Origin of the sequence: Mesorhizobium sp. M0037, from assembly GCF_040323635.1 — a bacterium.
Classification (GTDB): Bacteria; Pseudomonadota; Alphaproteobacteria; order Rhizobiales; family Rhizobiaceae; genus Mesorhizobium.
This window is the reverse complement of sequence record NZ_JAMYVB010000025.1, coordinates 39,184-63,607: the sequence shown is the minus strand read 5'-3', so window position 1 is coordinate 63,607 and position 24,424 is coordinate 39,184. Positions and strand designations below refer to the sequence as shown.

At 60.0% G+C, this 24,424-nt stretch carries 27 protein-coding genes and 1 pseudogene; 14 read left to right on the top strand and 14 right to left on the bottom strand.

Going from position 1 to position 24,424, the window contains the following annotated elements; translation table 11 throughout:
• The 7 genes from NKJ78_RS27990 to NKJ78_RS27960 form a co-directional block, all read right to left on the bottom strand.
• Positions 1-942: an ABC transporter permease gene (locus NKJ78_RS27990; protein ID WP_352460617.1), complete on the bottom strand. Its 942-nt coding sequence runs from the start codon at positions 940-942 to the stop codon at positions 1-3.
• A gap of 28 nt (positions 943-970) precedes the next feature.
• On the bottom strand, positions 971-2,533 hold the full coding sequence (locus tag NKJ78_RS27985; protein WP_352460618.1) for an ABC transporter substrate-binding protein: 1,563 nt from the start codon (positions 2,531-2,533) through the stop codon (positions 971-973).
• A gap of 146 nt (positions 2,534-2,679) precedes the next feature.
• Positions 2,680-3,120 carry a YqaA family protein gene (locus NKJ78_RS27980; RefSeq protein ID WP_352460619.1) on the bottom strand — a complete coding sequence of 147 codons (441 nt, stop codon included), beginning with the start codon at positions 3,118-3,120 and terminating at the stop codon, positions 2,680-2,682.
• A gap of 9 nt (positions 3,121-3,129) precedes the next feature.
• Complete coding sequence (locus NKJ78_RS27975) at positions 3,130-4,452, bottom strand: MFS transporter (RefSeq protein WP_352460620.1); 1,323 nt, start codon at positions 4,450-4,452, stop codon at positions 3,130-3,132.
• A gap of 1 nt (position 4,453) precedes the next feature.
• Positions 4,454-4,864: a methyltransferase domain-containing protein gene (locus tag NKJ78_RS27970; protein ID WP_352562749.1), complete on the bottom strand. Its 411-nt coding sequence runs from the start codon at positions 4,862-4,864 to the stop codon at positions 4,454-4,456.
• Between the two features lie 162 nt (positions 4,865-5,026).
• Positions 5,027-6,355: a cation diffusion facilitator family transporter gene (locus tag NKJ78_RS27965; RefSeq protein WP_502901612.1), complete on the bottom strand. Its 1,329-nt coding sequence runs from the start codon at positions 6,353-6,355 to the stop codon at positions 5,027-5,029.
• A gap of 8 nt (positions 6,356-6,363) precedes the next feature.
• Positions 6,364-6,645 carry a metal-sensing transcriptional repressor gene (locus NKJ78_RS27960; RefSeq protein ID WP_352460622.1) on the bottom strand — a complete coding sequence of 94 codons (282 nt, stop codon included), beginning with the start codon at positions 6,643-6,645 and terminating at the stop codon, positions 6,364-6,366.
• A 186-nt stretch (positions 6,646-6,831) separates the two neighbouring features.
• Between NKJ78_RS27960 and NKJ78_RS27955 the strand changes: the two genes are divergently transcribed.
• The 3 genes from NKJ78_RS27955 to NKJ78_RS27945 are packed head-to-tail and all read left to right on the top strand — an operon-like array spanning position 6,832 to position 8,807.
• Positions 6,832-7,209 carry a hypothetical protein gene (locus tag NKJ78_RS27955; RefSeq protein WP_352460623.1) on the top strand — a complete coding sequence of 126 codons (378 nt, stop codon included), beginning with the start codon at positions 6,832-6,834 and terminating at the stop codon, positions 7,207-7,209.
• Between the two features lie 50 nt (positions 7,210-7,259).
• A complete protein-coding gene (locus NKJ78_RS27950; protein WP_352460624.1) occupies positions 7,260-7,997 on the top strand; it encodes a HupE/UreJ family protein in 738 nt (245 codons plus the stop codon).
• A 12-nt stretch (positions 7,998-8,009) separates the two neighbouring features.
• Positions 8,010-8,807 (top strand): hypothetical protein, encoded by a 798-nt coding sequence (locus NKJ78_RS27945; protein WP_352460625.1) that lies wholly within the window; start codon positions 8,010-8,012, stop codon positions 8,805-8,807.
• A 135-nt stretch (positions 8,808-8,942) separates the two neighbouring features.
• Here NKJ78_RS27945 and NKJ78_RS27940 read toward each other — a convergent pair whose 3' ends face one another.
• Positions 8,943-10,013, bottom strand: a complete 1,071-nt coding sequence (locus NKJ78_RS27940; RefSeq protein ID WP_352460626.1) for an NAD/NADP octopine/nopaline dehydrogenase family protein — start codon at positions 10,011-10,013, stop codon at positions 8,943-8,945.
• Between the two features lie 231 nt (positions 10,014-10,244).
• Between NKJ78_RS27940 and NKJ78_RS27935 the strand changes: the two genes are divergently transcribed.
• From NKJ78_RS27935 to NKJ78_RS27895, 9 genes are all read left to right on the top strand, one after another.
• The gene (locus NKJ78_RS27935; RefSeq protein ID WP_352460627.1) at positions 10,245-11,216 is read left to right on the top strand and encodes a LysR family transcriptional regulator; all 972 of its coding nucleotides are present in this window, start codon (positions 10,245-10,247) and stop codon (positions 11,214-11,216) included.
• Positions 11,213-12,682: an NAD(P)-binding domain-containing protein gene (locus tag NKJ78_RS27930; protein ID WP_352460628.1), complete on the top strand. Its 1,470-nt coding sequence runs from the start codon at positions 11,213-11,215 to the stop codon at positions 12,680-12,682. Before NKJ78_RS27935 ends, NKJ78_RS27930 begins: the two co-directional genes overlap by 4 nt.
• On the top strand, positions 12,679-13,161 hold the full coding sequence (locus NKJ78_RS27925) for a CMD domain-containing protein (protein WP_352460629.1): 483 nt from the start codon (positions 12,679-12,681) through the stop codon (positions 13,159-13,161). The genes NKJ78_RS27930 and NKJ78_RS27925 overlap by 4 nt, the downstream gene beginning before the upstream one ends.
• Complete coding sequence (locus NKJ78_RS27920; RefSeq protein ID WP_352460630.1) at positions 13,158-13,721, top strand: peroxidase-related enzyme; 564 nt, start codon at positions 13,158-13,160, stop codon at positions 13,719-13,721. The genes NKJ78_RS27925 and NKJ78_RS27920 overlap by 4 nt, the downstream gene beginning before the upstream one ends.
• A 57-nt stretch (positions 13,722-13,778) precedes the next feature.
• Positions 13,779-14,519, top strand: coding sequence for an amino acid ABC transporter ATP-binding protein (locus tag NKJ78_RS27915; RefSeq protein WP_352460631.1), 741 nt, complete (start codon positions 13,779-13,781; stop codon positions 14,517-14,519).
• 24 nt (positions 14,520-14,543) lie between these two features.
• Positions 14,544-15,371 (top strand): transporter substrate-binding domain-containing protein, encoded by an 828-nt coding sequence (locus NKJ78_RS27910; RefSeq protein ID WP_023708287.1) that lies wholly within the window; start codon positions 14,544-14,546, stop codon positions 15,369-15,371.
• 67 nt (positions 15,372-15,438) lie between these two features.
• Positions 15,439-16,155, top strand: coding sequence for an amino acid ABC transporter permease (locus NKJ78_RS27905; protein WP_023723893.1), 717 nt, complete (start codon positions 15,439-15,441; stop codon positions 16,153-16,155).
• Positions 16,156-16,172: 17 nt separating this feature from the next.
• A complete protein-coding gene (locus NKJ78_RS27900; protein WP_352460632.1) occupies positions 16,173-16,865 on the top strand; it encodes an amino acid ABC transporter permease in 693 nt (230 codons plus the stop codon).
• A gap of 143 nt (positions 16,866-17,008) precedes the next feature.
• A complete protein-coding gene (locus tag NKJ78_RS27895) occupies positions 17,009-17,260 on the top strand; it encodes a hypothetical protein (protein ID WP_352460633.1) in 252 nt (83 codons plus the stop codon).
• A 32-nt stretch (positions 17,261-17,292) separates the two neighbouring features.
• Here the strand turns inward: NKJ78_RS27895 and NKJ78_RS27890 are convergent, their stop codons facing one another.
• The 3 genes and pseudogenes from NKJ78_RS27890 to NKJ78_RS27880 all read right to left on the bottom strand — a co-directional run bounded on the left by NKJ78_RS27890 (position 17,293) and on the right by NKJ78_RS27880 (position 18,367).
• Positions 17,293-17,664, bottom strand: coding sequence for an SDR family NAD(P)-dependent oxidoreductase (locus NKJ78_RS27890; RefSeq protein WP_352562752.1), 372 nt, complete (start codon positions 17,662-17,664; stop codon positions 17,293-17,295).
• 28 nt (positions 17,665-17,692) lie between these two features.
• Positions 17,693-17,881, bottom strand: a complete 189-nt coding sequence (locus NKJ78_RS27885) for an SDR family oxidoreductase (RefSeq protein ID WP_352460634.1) — start codon at positions 17,879-17,881, stop codon at positions 17,693-17,695.
• A 126-nt stretch (positions 17,882-18,007) separates the two neighbouring features.
• Positions 18,008-18,367 (bottom strand): annotated as a pseudogene (locus NKJ78_RS27880) (ArsR/SmtB family transcription factor).
• Between the two features lie 39 nt (positions 18,368-18,406).
• Between NKJ78_RS27880 and NKJ78_RS27875 the strand changes: the two are divergent.
• Both NKJ78_RS27875 and NKJ78_RS27870 read left to right on the top strand, forming a co-directional pair.
• Positions 18,407-18,919, top strand: coding sequence for a hypothetical protein (locus NKJ78_RS27875; RefSeq protein ID WP_352460635.1), 513 nt, complete (start codon positions 18,407-18,409; stop codon positions 18,917-18,919).
• Positions 18,862-19,611 carry a transposase gene (locus NKJ78_RS27870; RefSeq protein WP_352460636.1) on the top strand — a complete coding sequence of 250 codons (750 nt, stop codon included), beginning with the start codon at positions 18,862-18,864 and terminating at the stop codon, positions 19,609-19,611. Before NKJ78_RS27875 ends, NKJ78_RS27870 begins: the two co-directional genes overlap by 58 nt.
• A gap of 123 nt (positions 19,612-19,734) precedes the next feature.
• Here NKJ78_RS27870 and NKJ78_RS27865 read toward each other — a convergent pair whose 3' ends face one another.
• The 3 genes from NKJ78_RS27865 to NKJ78_RS27855 form a co-directional block, all read right to left on the bottom strand.
• Positions 19,735-21,057 carry an HlyD family type I secretion periplasmic adaptor subunit gene (locus tag NKJ78_RS27865; RefSeq protein ID WP_352460637.1) on the bottom strand — a complete coding sequence of 441 codons (1,323 nt, stop codon included), beginning with the start codon at positions 21,055-21,057 and terminating at the stop codon, positions 19,735-19,737.
• Positions 21,054-22,661, bottom strand: coding sequence for an ATP-binding cassette domain-containing protein (locus NKJ78_RS27860; RefSeq protein WP_352562748.1), 1,608 nt, complete (start codon positions 22,659-22,661; stop codon positions 21,054-21,056). The genes NKJ78_RS27865 and NKJ78_RS27860 overlap by 4 nt, the downstream gene beginning before the upstream one ends.
• A gap of 95 nt (positions 22,662-22,756) precedes the next feature.
• Positions 22,757-24,346, bottom strand: coding sequence for a hypothetical protein (locus tag NKJ78_RS27855; RefSeq protein ID WP_352460638.1), 1,590 nt, complete (start codon positions 24,344-24,346; stop codon positions 22,757-22,759).
• Positions 24,347-24,424 lie beyond the last annotated feature (78 nt).

Sequence of the window (24,424 nt, the reverse complement as noted above, 5' to 3'; positions counted from 1 at the left end):
TCAGGCTCCTCTTGCTCGGCGCGTGCGCGGGTCTGCAAACATGCAGATCACGTCAACCATCAGGTTGACGACGACGAAGAACACCACGAACAACAACAGAACCGACTGCATGCCAACGAAGTCGCGGAAGCGGATTGCATCGATGAAGAAGGCGCCGATGCCGCGTAGCGCAAACACCGTTTCGACCACGATCGAACCGATGATCATCAGCGTGAACTGGGCGCCGAATGTGGTCAGGAACGGGATGGCGATGTTGGGCAGAGCCTCACGCATCAGGACCTGCGTCCTGGTATAGCCCTTCGCGAAGCCGGTCGTTGCGAAGGGCCGCGACATGGCCTCCTGCAGGTTGACGCGGACGACTCGGCTCAGCACCGATGCCGGAAACAGCGCGATCGTCACCCACGGCAAGAGCCACGAGGTGAAGCCGCTGACGCCGAAGGTCGGCAACCAGCCCAGCATCACCGAAAAGACGATGACCAGCAGCGCCGCCACGAAGAAGTTCGGCGTCGAGGCGCCGACCAGCGAGAAGGCGTGGAGGAACCGGTCCATCGCGCCACCATTGCTGACTGCACCGGCAACGCCGAGCGCCAGCGACAGGAAAAAAGCGAGAATGCCGCCGCCCGCAAGCAGCGCCGCCGTCATCGGGATGCGGGCGGCGAACTCGTGCGCGATCGGCTTGCCGGTGCGCAGCGAGATGCCGAGATCGCCGGTGATGGCGCTGAAAAGCCATCGGCCGTAGCGGACCGGCAGTGGATCATAGAGTCCGAGGTCCTCGCCGATCTTCTTGATCATTTCGGCATCGGCGCCCGGACCCGCCGCGCGCTCAGCCATGAGCGCGGCGACGTTGCCCGGCGCGGCGGCAACCAGGGTAAAGGTCAATGCCGATGCCGCCACGACCAGCAGACAGGCAAGCAATATCCTTCGCAGAATCGTGCGTCTCATCGGAACTCCCCCTGCAGGTTCGATGCGTTCAGGCCTTCAGTGTGATGGCCTTGAACGGCAGGTCGTAGTCCGTCGCGGGAAGCGCGAAGTTCTCGACACGAGGATTGTGCGCCCACAGCCGCTGGCTGACGACGAGCGGGCAGATCGCCCGGTTGTCGTGCAGCCAGTCGTAGAGCGCCTGCATCTTGGCCTCGCGTTCGTCGCCGCTTGCTTCGAGAGCGGCCTTGACCACGCCATCAAGCTCCGGGGAAACATAGATCTTGCCGTCCGGCCCGCTGTCGGCGGTGGATACGAACGAGTTGCCGAGCGTGCCGTGCGGATCATAGGGCGCGCCATAGGTGGTGAAGAAGGCAAGATCATATTCGAACGCCGGGCGACGGTCGTGCATGGTGGCGTTGTCGACCGACGAGACCTGAACCTGGAAGCCGACCTCGGACAGCTGACCCTGGATCATCTCGGCGATGCGGCGCGAGCCGGGCAGCGACTCCTCAGAAACGAGGAAATCGATTGTCAGCGGCGCGCCGTCCTTGGTCCAGGCGCCGCCGCTCTCGCTCCAGCCGCCATCGGCAAGGATCTTCCTGGCCGCGGCGACGTCGCGCACCGGCACGTCATGCCGCTTGCCCGACGAAGGCACGTTGGCCGGGAAGAGATCCGCCGCCGGATCTGCGTAGCCTTCGAACAGCACCTTCGCGATCGCGGCGCGGTCGACCGAGACATAGATGGCCTCTCGCACGGCCTTGTCGGCCATCATCTTGGCCTTCGGCGAATAGCCGAGCAGCATGGTTGCGGTGCCGGCTTCCGCCACCACTTTCATGCCGTCCTTTTCAAGCGCGCGGGCGCGGCGCGGCGACAGCGTCGCCACCCAGTCGCCGCCGATCACGTCGAGGTCGCCGGAACGCAGGGCGTTGGCGCGGGCGAGTTCGTCGGGAACCACCTTCAGCTCCATACGAGCAAACAGTGGCTTCTCGCCCCAGTATTTGTCGTTGCGCACAAGCACGGTGCCCGAGGAATCGTAGCTTTCGACGATCCAAGGCCCGGTGCCGACCGGAGCGGTCTGCTTGCCGCTGGCGTCGACAGCCTTCGGCGACAGGAACCGCACCGGACGCACGATGGTGAGCTCCAGCAAGGCGGCGGGCACCGGACGCTTCAGCTTGATCGTCAGCTTGTTGGGTCCATCGGTGACGATGCTGTCGAATGCGTCGGACACACCGATCCATGAGAAATCCGCGACGCCCAGCCAGCGCTTGAGGTTCCACTCGGCGGCGGCCGAATCGAATGGCGTGCCGTCGCTGAAGGCGACACCTTCACGCAGATCGAAGGCAATTGAAAGCTGATCGTCGGCGACGGCCCACTTGGTGGCGAGCCCGGGCTCGAGCGCTCCGTCCTTGCCGTAGTGGATCAGGGCGTCGAACACGACCGTGTAGGAGCTCAGCGTGGAGACATTCTGCAACAGGTCGAGATCGCCGGTTTCCGCAGCGACCGCGACCTTCAGCGTTTCATGCCCCTCCGAGTAGGCGGCGCGCGGAAAGGTGGCAATGAAGGCAAGGCCCGCTGTGGAGGCCAAGAAATTGCGTCGGTCGAGAGTCCTCATGTCAGTTCCCCTTTTTTGTTTGATTGACAACGATCATATGCACGCTAGCTAATTTGTATAGACATAGTTGTCAGTTTGTATAGACATAAAGCCGGAAAATCGCCGGAGAGTTTTACCCCAGCGAGCTGCCTGGTCGCGGCTGCGGCCTACATCCAGCTCAGGATTGCGCCCGCCAGCACGAGATAGCGGCCGGCTTTTGCGATCGTGACGATCGCAACGAAGCTCCAGAGCGGCTCGCGCAGAACCCCGGCCACTACCGTCAGCGGATCGCCGATGACGGGAACCCAACTCAGCAGCAAGCTCCAACGTCCGTAACGGCGGTAGCGCGCCGCTGCGCGGTCGAGAGCTGCGTGCTTGACCGGAAACCATTTGCGGTCGCGAAAGCGATCGATGCCGCGGCCGAGCAGCCAGTTGACCACCGAACCGATTACGTTTCCGACGGTCGCGACCAGGATCAGCGCTGCCGGCGACTGGCTTCCCGCCAGCAGCAGGCCGGCCAGCACCGCCTCCGACTGCAGCGGCAGAATTGTTGCTGCGGCGAACGCGGTCAGGAACAGTCCGCCGAAGGCGGCAACATCTCCCAGCATTGTGGCCGGTCAACTCGTTTTCGGCCATTTTGGGTGCCGATCGTCGACGACATAGCCATGCGCGTGCTCGAAACCTGCTTCGGTCGAGACGGCGTTCTCGAGATGCGAATGCCCATCCGGCAGATCGTCATGGGCATGGGTGAGGACATCGGGATCGTGACGCGGCCACAACCACATTGCCGCAACAAGCGCCGCAGCGCCGATGATCCCAAGCAGGGTGAAGGTGAAGGACAGGCCCATGGCCGCGCCGACGAGCCCGGCGATCGGATAGGTGATGAGCCAGCAGGCATGTGAGAGCGCAAATTGCGCAGCAAACAATGCCGGCCGGTCGACGGGATCGGCGGAACGCTTGATCAGCCGACCAGACGGGGTCTGCGCCAGCGAGTAGCCAAGCCCGAGCGCGAACCAGAGCGGCAAAAGCAGTTGATAGCTGATGGCGAGCGGCCCGGCGAATACCCCGGCGACCAGCAGACCGGCGCCCGACAGCATCGCAACCCGATCCGGGATGCTGTCCAGCAACCGCGGCAGGACGAGCGCCGCGATCATCGAGCCGCCGCCGAAGGCGGCAAGGGCAAACGCCGTGTCGCTCTGGGAAAGGCCGAACTTCGCCTGCACCAGCACGACCGTGTTGACGATGACCATGGCGCTGGCAGCGGCGACGGCGAGATTGAGCGCCAAAAGGCCGCGCAATCTCGGAGTCGCCAGATAGATGCGGATGCCGCGGGTCGTGCGCTCATAGATGCCGCGCGGCTCAGAGGGTTTTGGGCTCGGCAGAACCACCGACACCACCAGCGCCGCCGACGCCAGGAAGCCAATGACCGTGCCGGCGAACAGGCTGTGGAAGCTGATGACGGAAAGCAGTGCCGCCGCCAGTATCGGACTGACCACACTCTCCAGATCGTAGGCCAGCCGCGACAGCGACAGCGCCCGTGTGTAGTCCTTCTCCTTGGGCAGCACGTCCGGGATCGACGCCTGGAAGGTCGGGGTGAAGCCGGCCGAGGCCGCCTGCAGGATGAAGATCAGGACATAGATCTGCCAGACCTCGGTGACGAAGGGTAGGAAGACGGCGACCGCTGCCCGGACGAGATCGAGCGACACAAGCATGGTGCGGCGCGGCAAGCGCTCGGCGAAAGCCGCCGCCACGGGCGCGACACCGACATAGGCGATCATCTTGATGGCGAGCGCAGTGCCTAGAACGGCACCCGCATTGGCGCCAGCAAGATCGTAGGCCAAAAGGCCCAGCGCAACTGTGGCAAGGCCGGTGCCGATGAGCGCGATGACCTGCGCCAGGAACAGATGCCGATAGGTACGGTTTGCAAGCACTGACAGCATATCAATTCCCTTGCTGACGCGTCGGTACGCAAATCAGCGCCGCACCGGCCGTCCCCTCGACGCGCCAGAGACCGGATCGCGCCAGTTCCTGCCGCAATTCCTTCTCAGACATGTGGCCGCGGTCGATTACCCGCCGACCCTCGTCATCGAGAAGACGGCTGAACTCAGCGAGAAGTCCAAGGCGGTCGCGTACCATGTGGAACATGTCGAGAGCGCATACGAAGTCGGCAATGCCCGCCTCCAGCGGAGACGGATAGCCGGTCACTTGCATCGGTGTGATGACAGCCAGGTTGCGTTCCTCCTTCAGCCGCTGCGCCGCGCAATGGCTAGCGGGTGAACGTCCAACGCATACACGCGTCCGCCACGGCCGACCAGATCGGCGAAAGCGGGCAAGTAGCTCCCGGTTCCGCACCCATAGTCGACGACCGTGTCGCCCGCAGAGATACCCCACAATTCCGCCCGCCGCGAAGGAGGAGAAAGGAAATCCCGAATGCGCAGAAGCACCGCCAACGCGCGGAAAGACCGATTGCCTATTCGCTCCCAGCCATGTCCAATGTGAGCCATCATTGCGGTCTCAGTGCTGATGGCCTTCCGGCTCGACCATCTTGAATGGCAGGATCTGTTCCTTGCCCTTCGCGGTCAGGATCAGCCTCGCCTCGAACTCGTGCGGCTCGGCGGGAGCGACGCTGCTTTCGAGGCGGTGGTGATCGCCCGCGACGGGACCGAGAAGCAGAGTTTCAGGCCCCTGCGGCCGGTCGATGATCACGGTTGCTCCGATATCGTCGGCATGGCTGTCGATGGTGAGGCTCATGCGTTCGCCGGCGGGCGTATGGACAATTTCCAACGTCCCCGACGCAAGATCGCAAGCGATCTTGAACGGGTCGGGCGCGTGGTGAGCGTGTCCGGAACCTGCCACCACGGGTTCGCTTTCGCCTTCCAGGCGGATCTTGGCCTCCGAGAGCGCCGGGAGGTGATCGAACAATTCCCCTCGCAGGGCTTCGGTTATGCCGACGACATCGGTCGCCGTCGCGTTATCTGCCATCTTGATGGCGATATCGGCATGCAGGCGATGGCCGATCCAGCGCGCCTGCACCTGGGCGACTCGCTCAATGCCGCGCACATGCTCGGCCGCATGATGGATTTCGTCGACGATCCCAGGCTCGACGCCGTCCAGCATGCGCGTCAAAACTGCCTTCGACGACTGCCAGACGATGGCGAAGATCGCTACCGTAATCAAAAGCCCGATGATCGGATCGGCAAGCGGGAAGCCCAACCAGACGCCGATTGCGCCGAGAACCACCGCCAGGCTGGTGAAGCCATCGGTGCGGGCATGATAGCCATCGGCGATCAGCGCGGCGCTATTGATCTCGCGGCCGACGCGGATGCGGAACACGGCGACCGCCTCGTTGCCAAGGAAGCCTATCAGGCCGGCGATCGCGACCCACCCGAGAAACGCGATCGGTTCCGGATGGATCAGCCTGTCGATCGCCTGATAGCCGGCGACAATGGCGCTGAAAAGAATGATGAGAACGATAATGATCCCGGCCAAGTCTTCAACCCGGCCCAGGCCGTAGGTGAACGTCTTGCTCGGCTTGCGCCTTGCCAGCACGAAGGCGACCCACAACGGGATGGCGGTGACGGCGTCACCGACATTGTGGATGGTGTCGGCAAGCAGCGCCACACTGCCTGAGAGGAACACGACCACCAGCTGAAGCACCGCCGTGATAGCCAGCAAGACGAACGACCATTTGATCGCCCAGATGCCACGTGTCGTCGTCGCGATCGTCGGATCGATGACGCCGTGCGTGTGGCCATGGCCACCCTCGCCATGGTCATGGCCGTGCCCGCCCAAACCCTGTGACATCGGGCCCAAGCCGAACCAGTCGCGTATCTTGTCCATCACAATCTCTCTCAAAGGTACTTGGTGATGTCCTTGAATTCGTCGATCGAGCGGCGCTGCTCGCGCGCCAACGGTCCGACGACGTCCTCCAGGCAGTGGTTGAGGTGGTCCTGGATCAGCGTCTTCTTGGCTTGGGAAATGGCCTTCTCGACAGCATGAAGCTGCTGGGCGATGTCGAGGCACGGCCGTCTTGCTTCAATCATCTCGACAACGGCACGCAAATGGCCATTGGCGCGCTTCAGCCGCTTGATGATGTCGGGATGAGTTTCGTGGATGTGGGGACGCTCGTTCACCTTTAAATGCTATCCCCCTGGAGAGGACAGTGTCAATGTAAGATGCTCGGATTCGCGCCCCCGTCATTGGCTTGTTGGCGGGGGCATCGGCAAATGCGACCGAATGCCGGTTGAATACCGCTGCCTCGTCCATTATTCGGACGCGATCAGCGGATAAGGCAATCTTTGATTAAGCATGAAAGTTTATTGATCGGCGGCATGAACAGTTCGACTTCAAGGATTTTGCGTCTGGCGCTGCTGGCGATCCTGCGGCTTGCCGTTCTGCTTTTCCCGTTGCCCGCAGCCAATGCCTTGCCGCAATGCCTGCCGGCTGGGCTGGAGCAATCAGCCGCCGCTGCGGACCACGACCACGTTCATGACGATGAGGCGGCCGACGGGCAGCAGACGAATGCCCACACTGGCGCCCATGGCGCTGATCATTCGCACGACATCCCCGACGCCGCGATCGTCGCGGTCTCGCTGGCTGGCCCGCAACAGCAAAGCTGGCGGCGCACGGAACGACCGGCGGCAGTAACTACGCGGCCTTCAGATATCGACCGACCGCCACGCGGTTTTGCCGCTTAAACAACGGCGGCCGTCCCGGCCACACTCCTCTCATTCTCGGGAACCAAACCATGCAACGACCCCTTTTAGGGGGCGGCGCGCCGGCTGCTATCGCACCCGGCAAGTTCGTCCTCAGCGCCCTTGCGGCGATCCTCATCCTTCCTGCCTTATGCGGGCTTGCCTACGCGCATGGCGTTGCCGCCGGCGACAAGGGCTACATCCAGGAAATCAGCGGCGTCCACCTGATCTCCTTTGTCTATCTCGGCGCCAAGCACATGATGACCGGCTATGACCACCTGCTTTTCCTGTTCGGAGTCATCTTCTTCCTCTACCGGATGAAGCACATCGGCATCTATGTCAGCCTGTTCGCCATCGGGCATTCGACGACGATGCTGCTCGGCGTCTATTTCGGATGGAAGGTCAATCCCTATCTGATAGATGCCATCATCGGCCTTTCTGTCGTCTACAAGGCGCTCGATAATCTCGGCGCCTTCCAGCGCTGGCTGGGCTTCCAGCCGAACACCAAGGTGGCGACGCTGATCTTCGGCTTCTTCCACGGCTTTGGCCTGGCAACCAAGATCCTCGATTATGAAATATCGCAGGATGGACTGGTTCCCAACCTCGTCGCCTTCAATGTCGGCGTCGAGATCGGCCAGATGCTGGCACTCGGCGCGATCCTCATCCTCATGGGCTACTGGCGCCGCACGAAAAGCTTCTGGCGCCATGCCTACACCGCCAACGTCGTCATGATGACCGCAGGGTTCCTGCTAGTCGGGTACCAACTCACCGGCCTTTTCATCGCATCTTAAGGAACGGACACAATGTACAATTCGGATCTTCCCAATCGCGCTGACCTGCCCTCTTCGGCACAGCTCAGGCGCTCCACCATCATTGCCGCATCGGCCGCATTCGCCATCCTTGTGACGATCGTCATGCCTTCCGAATACGCCGTCGACCCGACCGGTGCCGGGCGGCTGCTGGGTCTAACCAAGATGGGCGAGATCAAGTCTCAGCTCGCGGCGGAGGCTGCAACGGACGAGGCTGCCATGGTGGCGAAGGCCACGGCGCCAAGACTCCAGCAGGCCGCTTCTCCACCAGAGCTGACGGCTCGCCTTGAGCGCATCGAGACATTGCTTGCGGCGCTCAGCGCTAATGCGCCTGCGCAAAGCCCTGTTGCCCAGGACGATGTGAATGTCGGCGCTGTTGTGCCAACCGAAACCTCGCCCGTGACGCCCGAGCCCGAGATCGCCGAAACGATGGCAGCGCCCGCCCAGCCGATCCCGGCCGCACCCGCCGAGCCGGCCGGAAATCAAGACGAGATGGCGATTTCGCTGGCACCCGGCGAGGGAGCGGAAGTGAAGCTGGTAATGCGCGAGGCCGCCAGGGCGAACTATTCGTGGACGGTGGACGGCGGCGTGGTCAATTTCGACATGCATGGCGACGGCGGCGGCCAGTCGGTCAGCTACGAAAAGGGGCGCGGCGTGCCGGGAAGCGAGGGCACGCTGGAAGCTGCTTTCAAAGGCAATCACGGCTGGTTCTGGCGCAATCGCGGCGCCAGCGACGTCACTGTCACCCTACGCGCCAGCGGCGATTACGCGGAAATGAAGCGGGTGAAATAGGCAACTGCGACCAACACAGTTGATACCATCTAACCTGTGTTGGCCCCTTCGCAACAATCAGCTCGCGATGGGTAACGTGGAGCGTCGCGCTAGCTTCCCCCAAGCGTAATCACGCCTCATGGGCCGCGAGCGCGATCAAAACCCCTTGCGGCAAAGGGCTTCAAGATCCGTCTTTGTCATCTTCTCGATGCCGAGCCCAGGAAGAATATCATTGTCTCCCTTGAGATCCCGGCCATAAGCCGCCGACAATATGGAAATTCCGGATTCATGGAGAACCGCCGGATTTCCGCTGATCTTCCCCAGGACTGCGGTCGGTAACAGGCCGAACGGAACGTCCTCGAGAATATAGCGGCTCTCGATAGTCGTCGGGCCAAAGCCGCCACGACCTTGGCGATCCATCTCCAGGTTCATTTCCGAAACAGTGCTCATGGGGACGTGGAACGACAATGAAAAATGTTCCTGGACGGTACGAACCGCGATACCGAAATGGGCAGCTATGGCCAACCGTTCGGCATCCAGAGCCTCGATAAAGCGGCCAACGGCAGGAGTGACATTTCCCCCTTGGCTCCACTGCTCGGCCTTCTCCATGCGTGTGAGATTGAGAAGGGCAATTCCCAGATGGTTCTGCGGATTGAGGTTGCTGAGCGCAATCGCCAGCAGACCATCCCGCTTGACGAAACGATCGCCGAACAAGGCCGTGCAAAGCTCGTACCCTTGGTCGAGCGCATCGAAAGGCAGCGTCGCAACGTCAAGCTTCTGGCGAATGGAAGTGACATTGACTTCGGTTGATCCGAGCTGGCGACCAGTCAGTAGTGTTGTGCCCCAAACGACGATCGGCAACCTGACCTTGCGCTCCGTCAACCGCTTCCAGAGATACAGAGCCCCGAACGAACTATGCGAACTGATGATGACCGGAATTCCATCTGCCAGATGAGGGACGGCGGCGTCCATCACCATCTTGTGGCCGTAAGCCGGAAGCGCGATCACCACCACGTCCGCGTGGTCGATAGCATCTCTACAATCCTTGGCAATGCGCACCGGCACCGTCGCCTCGATATCCCCCGTCGCCTTCAATAGTTCGCCAGTAGCCAACGTTCTGGTGCGGTGTCCCGACGGTGACCAAAGTGTTGGCGAGTGTCCCGATTGTGCCAAATAGGCCGCAAGGCCATAGGCAATTGCTCCGGCGCCCAGAATACTCACGCGCATAACATTCCTCCTGTTGCAGGCTTTATGGTTCGAGAATCCTTGCCGTCCCCGCCTACAAGTTTTTTCATCACGAGGTTCCGAATTGGAGTCACGTCGGTTGCCCCTAGCCGTGTCGATCAAGGGCTCCGCTCTGAGCCGGAAAGCGCCGCTGTGAACATTAGTTTCCGCTTGACATATATCAAAAATGAATGAGACGATGTCAATCATACGGATTTCACATGTAGGGAGAATATGGAAACTCGGGACCTTCAGACCTTCCTTGCGGTTGCTGCCAGCGGCAGCATTACCAAGGCGGCTGACATGCTCGGGCGTTCCCAACCTGCGGTGACACGCACCATTCAGGATCTTGAGGCAGAACTTGGCTTCGAATTGCTGCACCGGGTCGGTCGACGGGTGCAGCTATCTGAAGAGGGTGTCGCATTTGAAGAAGAAGCGCGGCGACTGCTGATGTCCTTCACCGAACTCGCGGCGCGGGCCAAGATGATCGCCGCCGGCCGGGGTCGGATCCTGCAGATTGTCACAACCTCTGCGATCGGCACTGGCCTAATCCCGACGGCCATGGCCGAGCTCAAGGGTGTCGAGCTTCCGCACGAGACCCATCTCGGACAGTTTCTTCCCTCAATCGTCGCCCAGGAAGTGCGCAGCGGTCGTGCCGAGATCGGCTTTTCAAGCCTGCCGCTCGATACGCCCGGTCTGGACGTCTTGCGGCTCTATTCGGCGCCCGATGTTGCCGCCGTGCGGGAGGACGATCCGCTGGCAGAACTTGATGTCATACCGCTTTCGGCCTTTGCCGGCCGTCGCGTCGCTACGTTGCTCAACCCGCTGCGTTTCCAACTGCACGTCTCCAAGGCATTGGCCGCCAGGGGCATCGACACCGGGCCAGTGATCCGGACGAATACTGCCTATGGCGCGTTGCAGCTTGTGCGCCGGACCGGCGTTGCCGCTGTCATTGATCCCCTCACCGCCTATGGCGTGGCCTTGCCTGGGGTCGCCATCCGCCCGATTGACGCGACCGTTCTCTTTTATTGGGGGGTTGTGGCTGCCGCAAAACGCCCCCTTCGCCCAGTCGCGCAGGCGCTGATGGATGCGGTCGAAGCGGTGGCTGAACGATCGATCGTCGGCTTCAAGAAACTCGATCCGGCCTTGGCCAGCCAATTGGTGAACGATCCCGCGTCGGGCACAAATAACGGAACTGGAATATGAAGCATACTCCTACCCCGGCAGCATCGACAGGCCTTGCCGCGTTGGAAGCCCAACTCGCGCAGGATCTCGACTTGCTTGAGCTGCCTGCCAAGCCTTGGGTCCCCACACGCATGCATGAGGGCGCCCCGGTCCGTGATGTCGTTGTCATTGGCGCTGGCATGTGCGGACTTGCAGCCATTGCAAAGCTGGTGCTTACCGGGATTACCAACGTCGTCGCCTACGATGCGGCTCCGGCCGGGCTCGAAGGACCATGGGTAACGTTTGCCCGCATGCAAACGCTCCGGTCGCCGAAGACGCTCAACGGTCCGTCGCTCGGCCTGCCACAATTGACGTTCCGCGCGTGGTTCACGGCGCAATGGGGCGTCGAGGCCTGGCTGTCGCTGGACAAGATCCCCAAGGGCCAGTGGATGGACTACCTGGTCTGGTACCGCAGGGTTCTTGGTCTGCCAGTGCGAAACAGCGTGCGCATGACCGGACTGGCACCCGTTGGAGATCTGATTGCGATCGACATCGAGGGCGCGGAAACCGGCCGGGTTCTAACCCGTCGTCTCGTTCTGGCCACCGGTCGGTCCGGTTTGGGCGGTTTTGCCCTGCCCGATTTCCTCAACGGCATCGATCGCGCCTATTGGGCCCATTCTGCCGACGACATCGATTTCGATGCGCTGAAAGGCAAGCGTGTGGCAGTTATCGGCGCCGGTGCCTCTTCCATGGACAATGCTGCGACCGCACTCGAGGCGGGCGCCGGCTCTGTCGACATGTTGATCCGGCGCAAGGAGATGCCGCGCATCAACAAGCTGACCGGCATCGGCAGCCCGGGTGTTGTACTCGGCATGCATGAATTGCCCGATGCCTGGAAGTGGAAGTTCTTCGACTACACCGCCTCCACCCAGACGCCGCCGCCGCGTTCATCGACGCTTCGCGTGTCTCGGCATTCGAATGCTCGGTTCTTTCTCGACTGCGGCATCGTCGCGGTCAAGGAAGATGCGGGAAGCCTCCTGGTCGAAACCACACAAGGTCCGATGCGCTACGATTTCCTGATCGCGGCAACCGGCTTCTCAAATGACTTCGACGGCCGCCCGGAATTTGCAGCCCTCGCGCCACATATCCGCACTTGGTCGGATGGCCGATATACGCCGGATATGGGGCTGCCGCGTGCAGGCATGTCGGACGCGCCGGATCTTGGTCCCGCCTTCGAATTTCGCGAACGCGTTCCCGGCTCCTGCCCGATGCTGTCGCATATCCACTGCTTCAACGACGCCGCCATGCTGACCCACGGCAAGGTTTCCGGCGATATCCCAGCCGTCAGCGCCGGTGCCGACCGTATGGTCCGCGGCATTGCCGCATCGCTGTTTGCCGAAGATGTCGAAACCCACTTCGACAATCTGATTGCTTACGACACGCCCGAACTTCTGGGCGACGAATGGGTCGATTCCACACCCTTGCTACAGAAGGAGGCCGCGTTGTGATCGACGCAATGGACAAGGCCGCCGGTATTTCCCCGGACGACGCCCTTTTCGCCGCACGGCGATTTCGGCCGGAATTCGTGCGAGGGGCAGAAGAATGCCGCCTGTCCGTTCTGCAGCCAGCAAACGACCAAGGGCTTGCGCCCAATTTGAGGGTTGCTCTGGCCCGTCGCATGGCCGCTCTGAATGCCGATCCGGTCCTGATGGCCGAATATGATGTGCAGCTGGCTCAGCTCGATCCGACTGAGCAGCTTCTGGCCTTAGCCCAGGGGGAAACGGATTTGGAAGAGCCATTGGCGACCATCGCACGTCATGTGGACCTGATTACGCTGACACCGAAAAAGGCGGAAGCGGGCCACATCGCCCTGCTCGCCCAAGCTGGATTGAACAATCCTCAGATCGTCGCCCTTTCCGAGCTCATCGCCTTCGTCAATTTCCAGACGCGGGTGGCAACCGGCCTGCGATTGTTGAGGACGGCATGATTTCCGCGGTGCGCCTGAAGCCATTGAATTGGCATCCGTACATAGTGCCGGTCGAGCTATCCGAGGCCACGCCGGAACAGCTTGAAGCGATGAAGGTCACGCCATCAGCCAAGAAAGTTTCGGAATATGTGCGCACCCTTGCGCATGACCCTGAGAGCTATCTTGCCCGCACGATTCTGTTCAACGCAATCATGTATGTCGAAGGCGGGCTTGCCCGCCCTGACCGCGAGCTTGGTGCATTAGGTGCGTCCATCGTCAATGGCTGCAAATTCTGCGCCGTTGTTCACGCCCGCAGGCATGCAGAGCTGACCAAGAACGACGAAGTGGTCACCGCGCTCTATCTCGATAAACCGGAAGCGCTCGGCCCACGCGATGCGGCAATCTACAGTTTTGCCCGCCGCCTGTCGGCGGCCCCGTCGGAAGCGACGGCAGACGATATCGCCGCGCTTCGATCAGTCGGCATGGACGACCGCGAGATTATCGACCTGATCCACGCCATATCGATCTTCGGCTGGGCAAACCGGCTGATGCACGTTCTCGGCCATGCGGAGAGCGGGTGATGATGTCACGTGCGGTCGAAGCAGTCCGTCTCACACTTTCCGAAGGGCCAACCAGCAATGCTTGAACTCAAAGATGTAAAGCTGTCTTACGGAAGCACGCAGGTTCTGAACGGCGTCAATCTATCGGTAAAGCGGGGTGACGTGGTTTCGATCATCGGCCCCAGCGGCACGGGCAAGACCACGTTGCTGAAATGCATCAACTACCTGGCCAAGCCGTCCTCAGGAACCATCGCCTTCGATCAGATTCGGATGGATTACCAGCGCGCCGACAAAACAGCTGTCCAAGCGATCCGGTTGCGAACGGCGATGGTCTTTCAGCAATTCAACGTCTTCAAGAACATGACGGTCCTGCAGAACGTGATGGATCCCCTGGTCGTCGTGCAGCGGAAGTCCGCGGACGAGGCGCGGGAGATCGCCTTGCGGGAGCTCGATCGGGTCGGGCTCACCCCGAAGCGAGATAGCTATCCCTCCCAACTGTCGGGCGGCCAGCTCCAGCGCACAGGCATTGCGCGCGCCCTGGCAGTTCGACCCGACGTGATACTCTTCGACGAGCCTACGTCATCGCTGGATCCCGAGCTCGTCGGTGAAGTTCTAAAGGTGATCAAGGATGTCACCTCGTCAGGGATCACTTCGCTGCTTGTGACCCACGAGATGCAATTCGCAAAGAACATCTCCAACCGGATCGTCTTCATGGATCGTGGCGTGGTCGCCGCCGATGGCAGCCCGGCTGAAATCTTCGACGCACCGTCCAGCCCACGACTTGCTCAATTTCTGCAGTCAGAACTCGCTTTTCAATAATCCAACAAGAAGGGACCCTAAGAAATGTCTGCAATCACATCCAGTTTTTCTCGCCGCTATGCCCTGGCCATCGCTGGCGGCATCGCAATCGCCCTTGCAACAGCCGGGATCAGCCATGGCCAGACCGTTCGGACGATCAAGATCGCCACGTCTGCCGAATCCAAGCCGCTGGCATGGGGCGCGATCGGCGTCGAGCCGCAAGGCTATGAGCCCGATCTTCTGAAGGCGATCAACGCAAAGCTGCCGCAGTACAAGTTCGAAATGGAAGGTGTCTCCGACATTGCCCAGGAAACCGGCCTCGCCACGGGCAAGTACGACATCGCGGTCGGTGGCTACTACAAGTCGCCCGAGCGCTCCAAGCAGTTCCTCATTCCGGAAAATCCCATGGGCGCCAGCCTGATGAAGATCTACAGCAAGAAAGACAGCGGCATTAAGGAAATGAAAGACCTGGTCGGCAAGAGGATCGTTCCGACCACGGCCGGCGGTGGAACCTACAAGTTCATCATGAATTGGCAGAAAGAAAACCCGCAATACAAGCTCGAAGTCACGGCATCGAGTGCCGGTATCCCCTACCCGAACCGGCTGGACGAAGTTCAGAACGGCAAGTTCGACGCTCTCGTCCTGCCGTCGAATCTCGGTGAGCAGACCGTCATCGAGCAAAAGAAACTCGATATCGTGGCGTCCGAACCAGTGTTCAGCAACAACACCTACATGCTGATCCACAGATCTGACGAGAACAAGGTTCTGGCCGACGATGTGAACAAAGTTCTCAAGGAATTGAAAGACGACGGCACGATCGAAAAGCTCTCGCAGAAGTGGTTCGGCGAGGGCATCGTCCAGTACATGAAATAGCGCGGCCGTCGAGGACCATATTCGCTAGTCAGCGGCAAGGCTGAATTGCAAGAAGGAGCGTTTCAAAGTGGATGTATCTGCTATGATTCCCGAGTTGCTCTCGGCACTGCCGCTGACGCTCGCCATCACGTTTACAGCCCTCATTTCCGGGTTCTGCCTGGCTCTCATCGCGACAACCCTCCGGGTCCGCAGGGTGCTGGTCATCAGTCACCTGGTGGACCTCTACGTGTCCTATGCCCGCAGTGTTCCTGTCGTACTGCAGTTGTTCGTCGCGTTTTATGGGCTTCCGCTGTTGGTGATCCTGTTCGGCGCCAAAGATTTCATTTCGGCGACCATGGCCGCCATGGTGGGGTTGAGCGTCTACCACGGCGGCTATCTGTCGGAAGTCATGCGGCCTGCATACCTGGCCGTCGATCGCGGCCAGCACGATGCGGCCGACAGCCTTGGATATACGTTCCGACAGAAAATTACTCGCGTCGTCGGCCCGCAAGCGGTGCACTTCGCATTGCCGGGCTATGGGAACTCCATCATCTACCTGATCCATAACGTTGCGCTGGTCATGTACATCGGGGCGGCCGACGTTATGGCGACTGCGCATCTGATCATGGAGCGAGATTACAACCAGTTCCAGTTCGAAACCTACCTCGTCCTGGCGGTGATCTATTCGCTGATGTGCCTGGTCGCATGGCTCATCGTGCGCTTCTTCGAGCTTCGATCACCGATGCAAGCGCCTGAGGCGACGACAACAACTCCGATCAAGAACCAGCTCCTCGCGAGCGTCTGACGTAAGGGTATTCAACCATGTTTGATACCGATATTTTGCTTCAGGACACGCAGGAAATTTTGAGTGCCGTACCCGTGACAATTGGAATGGCGCTCATGATTTTCGTCCTGTCGACGATAGTCGGCAGCATATTCGCGCTTATTGAATACAGACGGGTGCCGGTGCTGCGAGAACTCGTCATGACTTACAAGATCGTCTTCAAGGGCGTTCCGATGGTCATCGTGATTTTCCTCGCCTATTTCGGTCTGCCGCCCGCATTCCAGTTCCTGTTCTCATTGCTGGGGATCAACTTCAACGCCCACGAAACCCCCAATTGGGTCATCCTTGTAGTTGCGATTACCGGCTGTGTCGCCGCATTCCAATCGGAGATTATCAAGGGAGCCCTGAATGCATTCGACACCGGTCAGTCGGACGCAGCCCATTCGCTGGGCTATACGGGCGGCCAACTGTTCCGACGTATCCTATTTCCCCAGGTGGCCCTCACGGCAATTCCTGACCTGACAACTTCGATGATGGTCATCATGAAGGCCCTTTCTCTCGGATTCGCCATCGAGGTTGTCGATATCTTCGCCCAGTCCCAGTTGACCGCGGCTCTGAACTACTACTACCTTGAAGCCTTCGTGATTGCCGTCGTGATCTATATGGTGATTGCCTATATCGTCACACAGATTGCCGACAGGCTAGAGCAGGCGCTGAGGGTGCGGACGTGAGGCGGATGTGGGATAGAATCGTCAAGCTTCGGATATCGAGCCGCACCTGGGAGGCAATTCTTTCGGGGATGAAAAGCTTGAGAAGAAACCCAAGTAGCCGATGTATGTACCGGTGAGTTTCACGCTTTGGTTGATAAGCATCGTTGTCGCTGCCGACCGGCTTCATGCCGATTGAAGCACCGATTCGTCCGCGAATTTCCCGCACGACGCTTTCCGCAGAACCGGCTGGGGACGGCAGAACAATCTACCTTGGCCAGCACACGACGTGGGGCTTCTACGCCGCCAACGCGATTGCAGCCGACCGCCGTCGTGGTTCTGCGTCCGTGTGGCGCGAGCATCTGACGAACAGTGCCCGACCGACCGTTTCTCCGGAACAGCCGTCGTACGACGGCTGAGAATCTAACGAATGAACACGCAACAAGATCAGTCACCTGACGTCGGGATAATCCTGCTGCCGACCGCGATCTGAGCCGGCGAAGCGTTTACCAGAACTGCCCGACGCGGGCACTTTGAGGTCGGTTGCGGTGGCGATCCAACCAGGGCTAACGCAGTTCACCCTGCCCCTATGCGGAGCACCTTCGATTGCCAATGATCGCGTGAGCGCTTCAACGTCTGCTTTGGCGACGCAATAGAGGCCCCAGACGCCGTGTAGGGTGGCCGTGGACGATATGTTCACGATTGCACCTCCGCCGGCATCCCGCATCAGAGGCAAAGCATAAGATGACACAAAATAGGTGGAATCGAGATTGGCGCGCCGCATCTTGTCCCACCTCGCGCCAGGACGATCGCCAAATTCGATTCCACTTCGGCGCGAACCGCCGCCTGCGTTATTGACAACGACAATTCAGTCGCCCCCATTTGCGGACTGAGCCGATCAGCTCTTCAACTTCTTGTTCATCCGAGAGATCGCAACGGAAAAAGCGGGCGTCACCGTCAAGCGCTTTTGCTTCCAATTCAACGGCTCGGCCCTTCTCCTGATCGCGGCCGGCGAAAGCAACACGGGCTCCCTCTTCCAAGAAAATATTGAACGATACCGCGACCTATTCCGGAATTTCCGTCGGTCACGAGAACGTCTCTATCTTTGAACCGCATTAAGCCATTAGCTTTGGTTTCCATGCCTATTTGTTTTTTTGCGCCACTTCTCAGGCCATTCGCAGCCGGCGAAGTCTTTGGGCGACGTAGTGCGGACCTGGCCTCGCGAGCGGTCGTCCGGTCGTCAGGAAGCCGTCCAGCGTGGCCAGCAATTCGCGCGCTGCGCCGGATGAGCAGTAGTAGTAGATTACTTAACCGTCGCGTCGGGTGTCGACAAGGCCGAAGGCGCGGAGCTTGGCAAGATGCTGCGACAAAGCCGACTGGCTGAGTTGAACTTTCTCGGCGAGGACACCGGCCGAAAGTTCGCCGCCGGCCAGGTGGTTCATGATCAAAAGCCGCTTCTCATTTCCCATCAAGTTGAGAAAGGCGGAGACGGTTTTGGCACTGGCGGCAAGTTTTCTTGAAATCATCGAATCAGACTAAGGTTCGCGAAAATCCTGCAGCGATGCATGCCGCAGGTCATCCTCGCCGCGCAGGTGCTTCACGCGGCCGATCAGCCCCGGCTTAACCCATTGCGTGGCCGGCCGCTTCACCGCGGTCTCCGGCCTCTGCATTTGGCCGACATTCTTGCGAGCCTTTCCGACGTCGCTCTTTTGAAGCGTTTGCGCGCAGCCGCCGATTGGCTCGGCGACATTGCCGGCGCCTTGCTCCAAAAGGCTTGCGCCAAAAGCACCGCGCCGACGGGGCGCCGGCTGCGCGTTGTCGATGGCAGTTCGATCTCGCGCCCTGGCAGTGCCGGCACGGACTGGCGGCTGCATGCCACCTACGAACCGGCGCTCGCACGCTTCACGCATCTGGAGATCAGCGACGTGCGCGGGGGTGAAGCTTCTTGCGTGTTCCGCTACGCCAAGGCGACATTGTTGTTGGCGATCGCGCCTACGCCCGCGCTCCGTCCCTTGAAAAGGTGGTGTCGGCGGGTGCCGACTTCATCGTGCGCACGGGCTGGACCAGTGTTCGGCTGACCACGCCCGACGGGCAACGGGTCGACTGGAACGCCATCTATGAGCCCATGCAGCCTGGTGAGGTTTGCGAGATGAACGTGCTCGTGGAGCATTCGGGTCGCAAGGGACGAGGCAAGCCGCCCTTGCCGACAAGGCTCATCGTCAAGCGCAAGGATGAGAAGGCCACGCAAAAGGCCCAGAAGGCGGCAAAGCGGGGCAATCAGCGCCGCTGCTCCAACAGGCTGCAGCCGATGACCCTCATTGCCGCGGGCTTCGTCATGCTGCTGACCTCGGTCCCGGCCCATGAATTGACGGCCGACGAGGTTCTGCAGACCCATCGGTTGCGCTGGCAGGTCGAACTCGCCTTCAAGCGGCTCAAGAGCGGAATGGGCATCCATAAGCTTCCCGCGCGAGATGAGCGGCTCGCTCGAAGCTGGCTGACGGCCCACCTGATCCTGGCGCTGATGATCGACGAGGCCGTCACCGACGTTCTCGACTCTCCCCCTGTGAAGACCAAACCACGCACGTCGCAATCGCTGTCCCTTTGGAGGCTGCATAGTCTCCTGCGTTCTGAAATCCTCAACGCCATGCTGATGGTGATGCGGCCGGGAAAAATCCTCACCCGCGTCACTGAAATCATTCGTCACGTCTGCGATCCACCAAGACGGCGCAAAAGCCAATCCGCCGCTGCAAGAAGCGCCGTCTTGCTGTAAAGTTAGCGCTTATGGGCTCTTCTCTCACCCCAGCAGGTGCACGCTATCTTTTGAGATGTGGAGGCGCTGAGCTTGCGCACCGCTCACAATCCACCCCAACGACGGCTGCCCCGATAGCCAATCCTATTGTTCGCGCAGAGCCCGACCCATGGCAGCGTACACCGGAGCGCTAAGATATTCCCATGCTGACCTCGCTCCAGTCTCGATCATCACTTGTGTGTTCATTCCGGCTTGCAATGCCACGGGCGTTGCCTTCAGGGACTGAGGTGTCAGAACGATGCGAGCTGCATAAAATGCCTTGCCAGTGCGCGGATCGACCAGCCGGTCTGCTGAAAGGGTGCGGACATCACCGTTCATGGGCTGCTGATACCGCCTGCCCACCGCGCTGAGCCAGATGGTCGCGTGCAGCCCCACTTTCACCTGGTCGACGTCGAGCGGGTCCACGTTGGCAATCACGACGAAGTTGTCGTCGACGGGCACGATATCCATCAGAGGATCGCCTGCTGCTATCACCCCGCCAATGGTGTGAATCTTGAGCCCCACTATGGTGCCTCCGATGGGAGCGCGGATCTCGGTTCTTGTCATCACGTCATCGGCGGCGGCTATTCGTTGAGCGGATTCATATATCTTGGCACGCACCACCCCAAGCTCAGCGACAATGTCGGCCGCCGTGGATGCGTTAAGTTCAGCAACCTTGAACTTCGTCTCCTCCATTTTTTGCCTGGCAACGCCAATTGACGCGATATAGCCGCTCAGGTCGCCTCCCACATCCGCCTTTTCAGTCTCCAAATCTGTCAGGCGCGTCCTTACCACCAGCTTCTTTTGATAAAGGGCACGAACATCGCCCAGCTGCTCCTCGATCAACTCCAGTTTCCGTGTGGCCGCAGCCACCTGCCCTTCATAGCCCTCTATCTCCTTATGCAGGCTTCCGGTCGTTTGCTGCAGCAAGGAAAGTCTCTCACGAAGCAAGGTCTGACGTGTTCGAAAGATACTCTCCTGGCCGGAAACAGCCTCGGCCGCCATTTTACCGGGCTCCTTTAACTCTGGCGGAATCTCGATTGAGTCCTTGCCGTCTCTCTCGGCGATCAACCGTGCCTCGGTAGCTTTCGCCTCGTACCATTGCGCCTTGATCTCGTTCGCAGCGGCCGTAGAAGCAGTGCTCTGCAGTCGTACCAGGACCTGACTTGCCGATACGCGATCGCCCTCCTGAACCGATATCTCGGATACAATCCCACCTTCGAGATGCTGCACTGTCTTTACGTTTGAGGCTACCTCCACCAACCCGTTGGCAACAATGGCGCCCTGGATTGGAGCCGCAACAAGCCACATGCCGGTCAGGGTCGAAAAAATTGCGATTATCGCGAAACCGAGAACAATGAAGTTCTTACCAAAGGGCGCCGGATCGTCTCCGGGTTGTTTGGCGCCAACGGCGAGCGGGACTGTCACTTTACACTCCGCAACTCAGTTTTCACGGAACGAACCGCGCGCTCCGTGGGATCGGAGAGCTCAGGCGTTCGGCCGCCCAGGATCAGCGTCCGGTCGATCAATCCGACAAGACGGTTGGTTTGTCCCGACATGGTAATGACTACCGAGCATCCCGATCCCTTCATGACTTTCACCGCTGCTTCAAGCGCCCTTCTCGACGAACTGTCAAAATTGGCGAATGGCTCGTCCAGAACGATAAGTCTCGGAGCGCGAAACAGCGCCCTTGCAAGCGCAATCCGTTTCCGTTCGCTGCCAGACAGCCCGATCGTGTCGTCAAGCACTGTGTCATAGCCTTGGTCCAGGCGAATAATAACATGGTGGATTCCTGCTATTTTTGCAGCAGAAACCACATCATCGATGGAGCTTTGTTGAAACCGGGCAATATTCTGGGCGACGGTTCCCTCGAACAGTTCGACCTGCTGTGGCAAATAGCCAATGGCCTCGGCTCTAACATGATCCGGAAGCCGAGTGACGTTCATGTCTCCCAGGCGAACCTGTCCGGTTCGTGGCTTGAGCAAGCCTATCAGGAGGCGGGAGAGCGTTGTCTTGCCGGTCGCTGCGCGCCCGATGACCAATAGCAACTCGCCTGGCGCCAGCGACAGCGACAGTTTCCTGAATACGTCTTCTCGCGATCCCGCGTGCCTGAACGCTACTTCATCAAGAATTAGTGTGCCGCGCGAAGTTCCAGGCAGCAAGGACGGGTCCCCGTCCGACGGCCTGGCCAGGTCCGCCTTGATTTTGGCGTATCCTTCGCGCGCCTCGCGGAGGCCTCTGAGTTCCCCAACCGCTTTGCCAACCATCCTGTAAGCGAAGTTGGCTATGAGTCGGGCTGCAAATATCCCCCCTAGCGACGCCTGGTCGTTCAGGAACAGCCATATGCCGGAGGCCAGCAGAATAATGTAGAGGCTACGATTTAGCACCCGGATCGCGGCATCCAGGCTGGATCCCCAAGCATTAAGCCGGTCTCTTTGCAGGAAGCCGTCCGCCCGGCTCCTACCCCAGCGCCCGGCGATTGCGTCCGCCATTGCAAAGGCACTAACAACGTCCTTGTGCCGCTCCGCCGAAACCAACACCTCTTTTGCCTGCTTGGCGGCATCGCGTTCCGCTTGACGGGGTTCGCGTGTGAACTTTTCCTTCAACAGGCTCATACCAACCAGCAAAACGGTAGCTGCCAGCGCGATCAGCCAGAGAACCGGATGGATGAAGTACACACACAACAGGAAAATCGGTGCCCAAACGACATCCAGCCAGGCAGATAGCCCGCGTTCAACAAAGCTGGAGACCTTTTCGATGCTGGCCAGAAGCGGCGGATTGGCTACGCCTGACGTCAATCCGGCTTTCACGGACTGGCTGGTCAACTGATGCTCGATCCAGACACTCCAGCGCGAGAGCATGCGACGGCGAATGGTTTCCAGTGCGACGCCGGCTACCAGGGCGAGCAAGGCAGCCAGGGTCAGGATGACAAGGGTTTCAACGCTGCGGCTCGAGATGACCCGGTCGAATATCTGTATGAGATAGAGCGGGCCGGCAAAGCGCAAAACATTGATAAACACGCTGAATACCACCAGAGCCGCAAGGCCGGGTATCGACTTTCTCCACATTTCGCTGAGGGGGCCGCTATACCGACGCCTGCCTCGTGTGTTCATCGGGACACCGTCTTTCACGCGCGTCCAAGGGGAGCGTGCTGATCAGAATGCTCATTGAAGAGGCCAGAGAAATTCATGATCACCGCATCAATGTCATCATGAGCATCCAACGGCGGCGCCTCAAGTGCGTTTTGCAGAGGTCTATCGTGATGATCGGCCGCCTCAAACATTGACCAGGTTTCGTTCAGCAGGTAGGACATCCGGGCAGCCGGGAGCGGAGCGCAGCCGAGGGCCTGCACGATGCCGCCGAGCGACGACTTGAGGGCACCGCGGCTTTTTGCCAGCACTGCTGCCTCTACTAGTTCCGCGGGCGCCTGCACCGACATGAATGTGGGGATAGAACCCTGGGAACCCTGGGAAGGCCGCTCAGGCAGCGTGACCAAGATGCTTCCGAATGGACTGGGCCACGTCGCCAGGCTGTCATTGGCATTTACTTCTCCCAGTTCGGCTACAATCAACTCGCGCGCGACCTTTGCCAAGAAATCAATCCGGAGTTGGTGAGAATGGGCTCGATCCACGCCGAGCGGCATGGCTGCCTCCGACGATGCCACAATGCGCCGCAGGTACGGGTTGTTGCTCTGTCCGTTGGACAGTTTTTCCGCAGCGCGGGCCCTAAACACAGGACCGAGCGCGCCATCCTGGAGATCCCACGGGGAATAGCAATGCAGCCCGGTAGCTTCCTCAGCCTCTCTCACGCCAAGCGGTGATCGGCCAAGTCTGCCGCTGATGGCCAGCACCTTGTGGCCGGCAGCGCGCAACGTATCCACTCCATACTTTGCACCCATCGCGTCGTAGGACGCGAATATTGTGCCAAGAGCCATGCTGCGAAATGATTCCGCCAGAATTAACTCGGACGTTTCCTTCTGCTGCAGCCCGTCGGCAATCTCGATGACAGCAACGTCGCATCCATTTTCGGCTGCATGGTTCAGCAGGCGGAAAGCGCCCTTCTCGATCATTTCCACCGAGGCAAGATAAGTGGTTGCAAACCCGGCGTCGGTGAAATCAAGAACGATGTCAGCGCCCGCATCGCGCACAATCCAGGTGTCGCCACCGGACCCGGTTCCGGTAATCTTCAGCGCGGCAACCTTAAGCCCTGCTCTTTTGAAACCTCTTACCAACGACGTCGCCGTCAATGTCTTTCCCGCGTTCATGGATGTTCCCAGCGACAGGACAATCGGCAGAGAGGGGCGAAGGTCGTCGGAGCTGACCTTGTAATCCCAAACATTCAATCGGCGACCGAACTTGTCCCCGATCAGTCCGAGAGGGGTGATCTTCGTTGGCGCGATCATGCGATCATGTCTGGAAAGCTCACACGCTGCGATGCCTCCCCCCGCCACTAGGTCACATGGTCCGAGATCAGGGCCAATAACAGCTTCGAACTGGTCCGGTGCGTATCTGTTTCCATAGCAAATGATTATCTCATCGCCGGGAAACATGATCGCCTTTCTCCCGTTGATCAGTTCCAATCTGCTGTGATTGCCGAGTTTGTCCACACGAGCCAGGACAAGATCGCCTGCGACCGGCTGCAAGGAACCTGTGATCAACGTGCGCATATGCGAGGCCGCGACCCGGCGAGTCGCGAACGAACGCTTGGCTTTCTTCATGCGCCCGCGCTGAATTCTACAAACAGACATGATACCCACCCCAACGCTACTTCAATTACGCAGTCCGAGTCTTTTTAT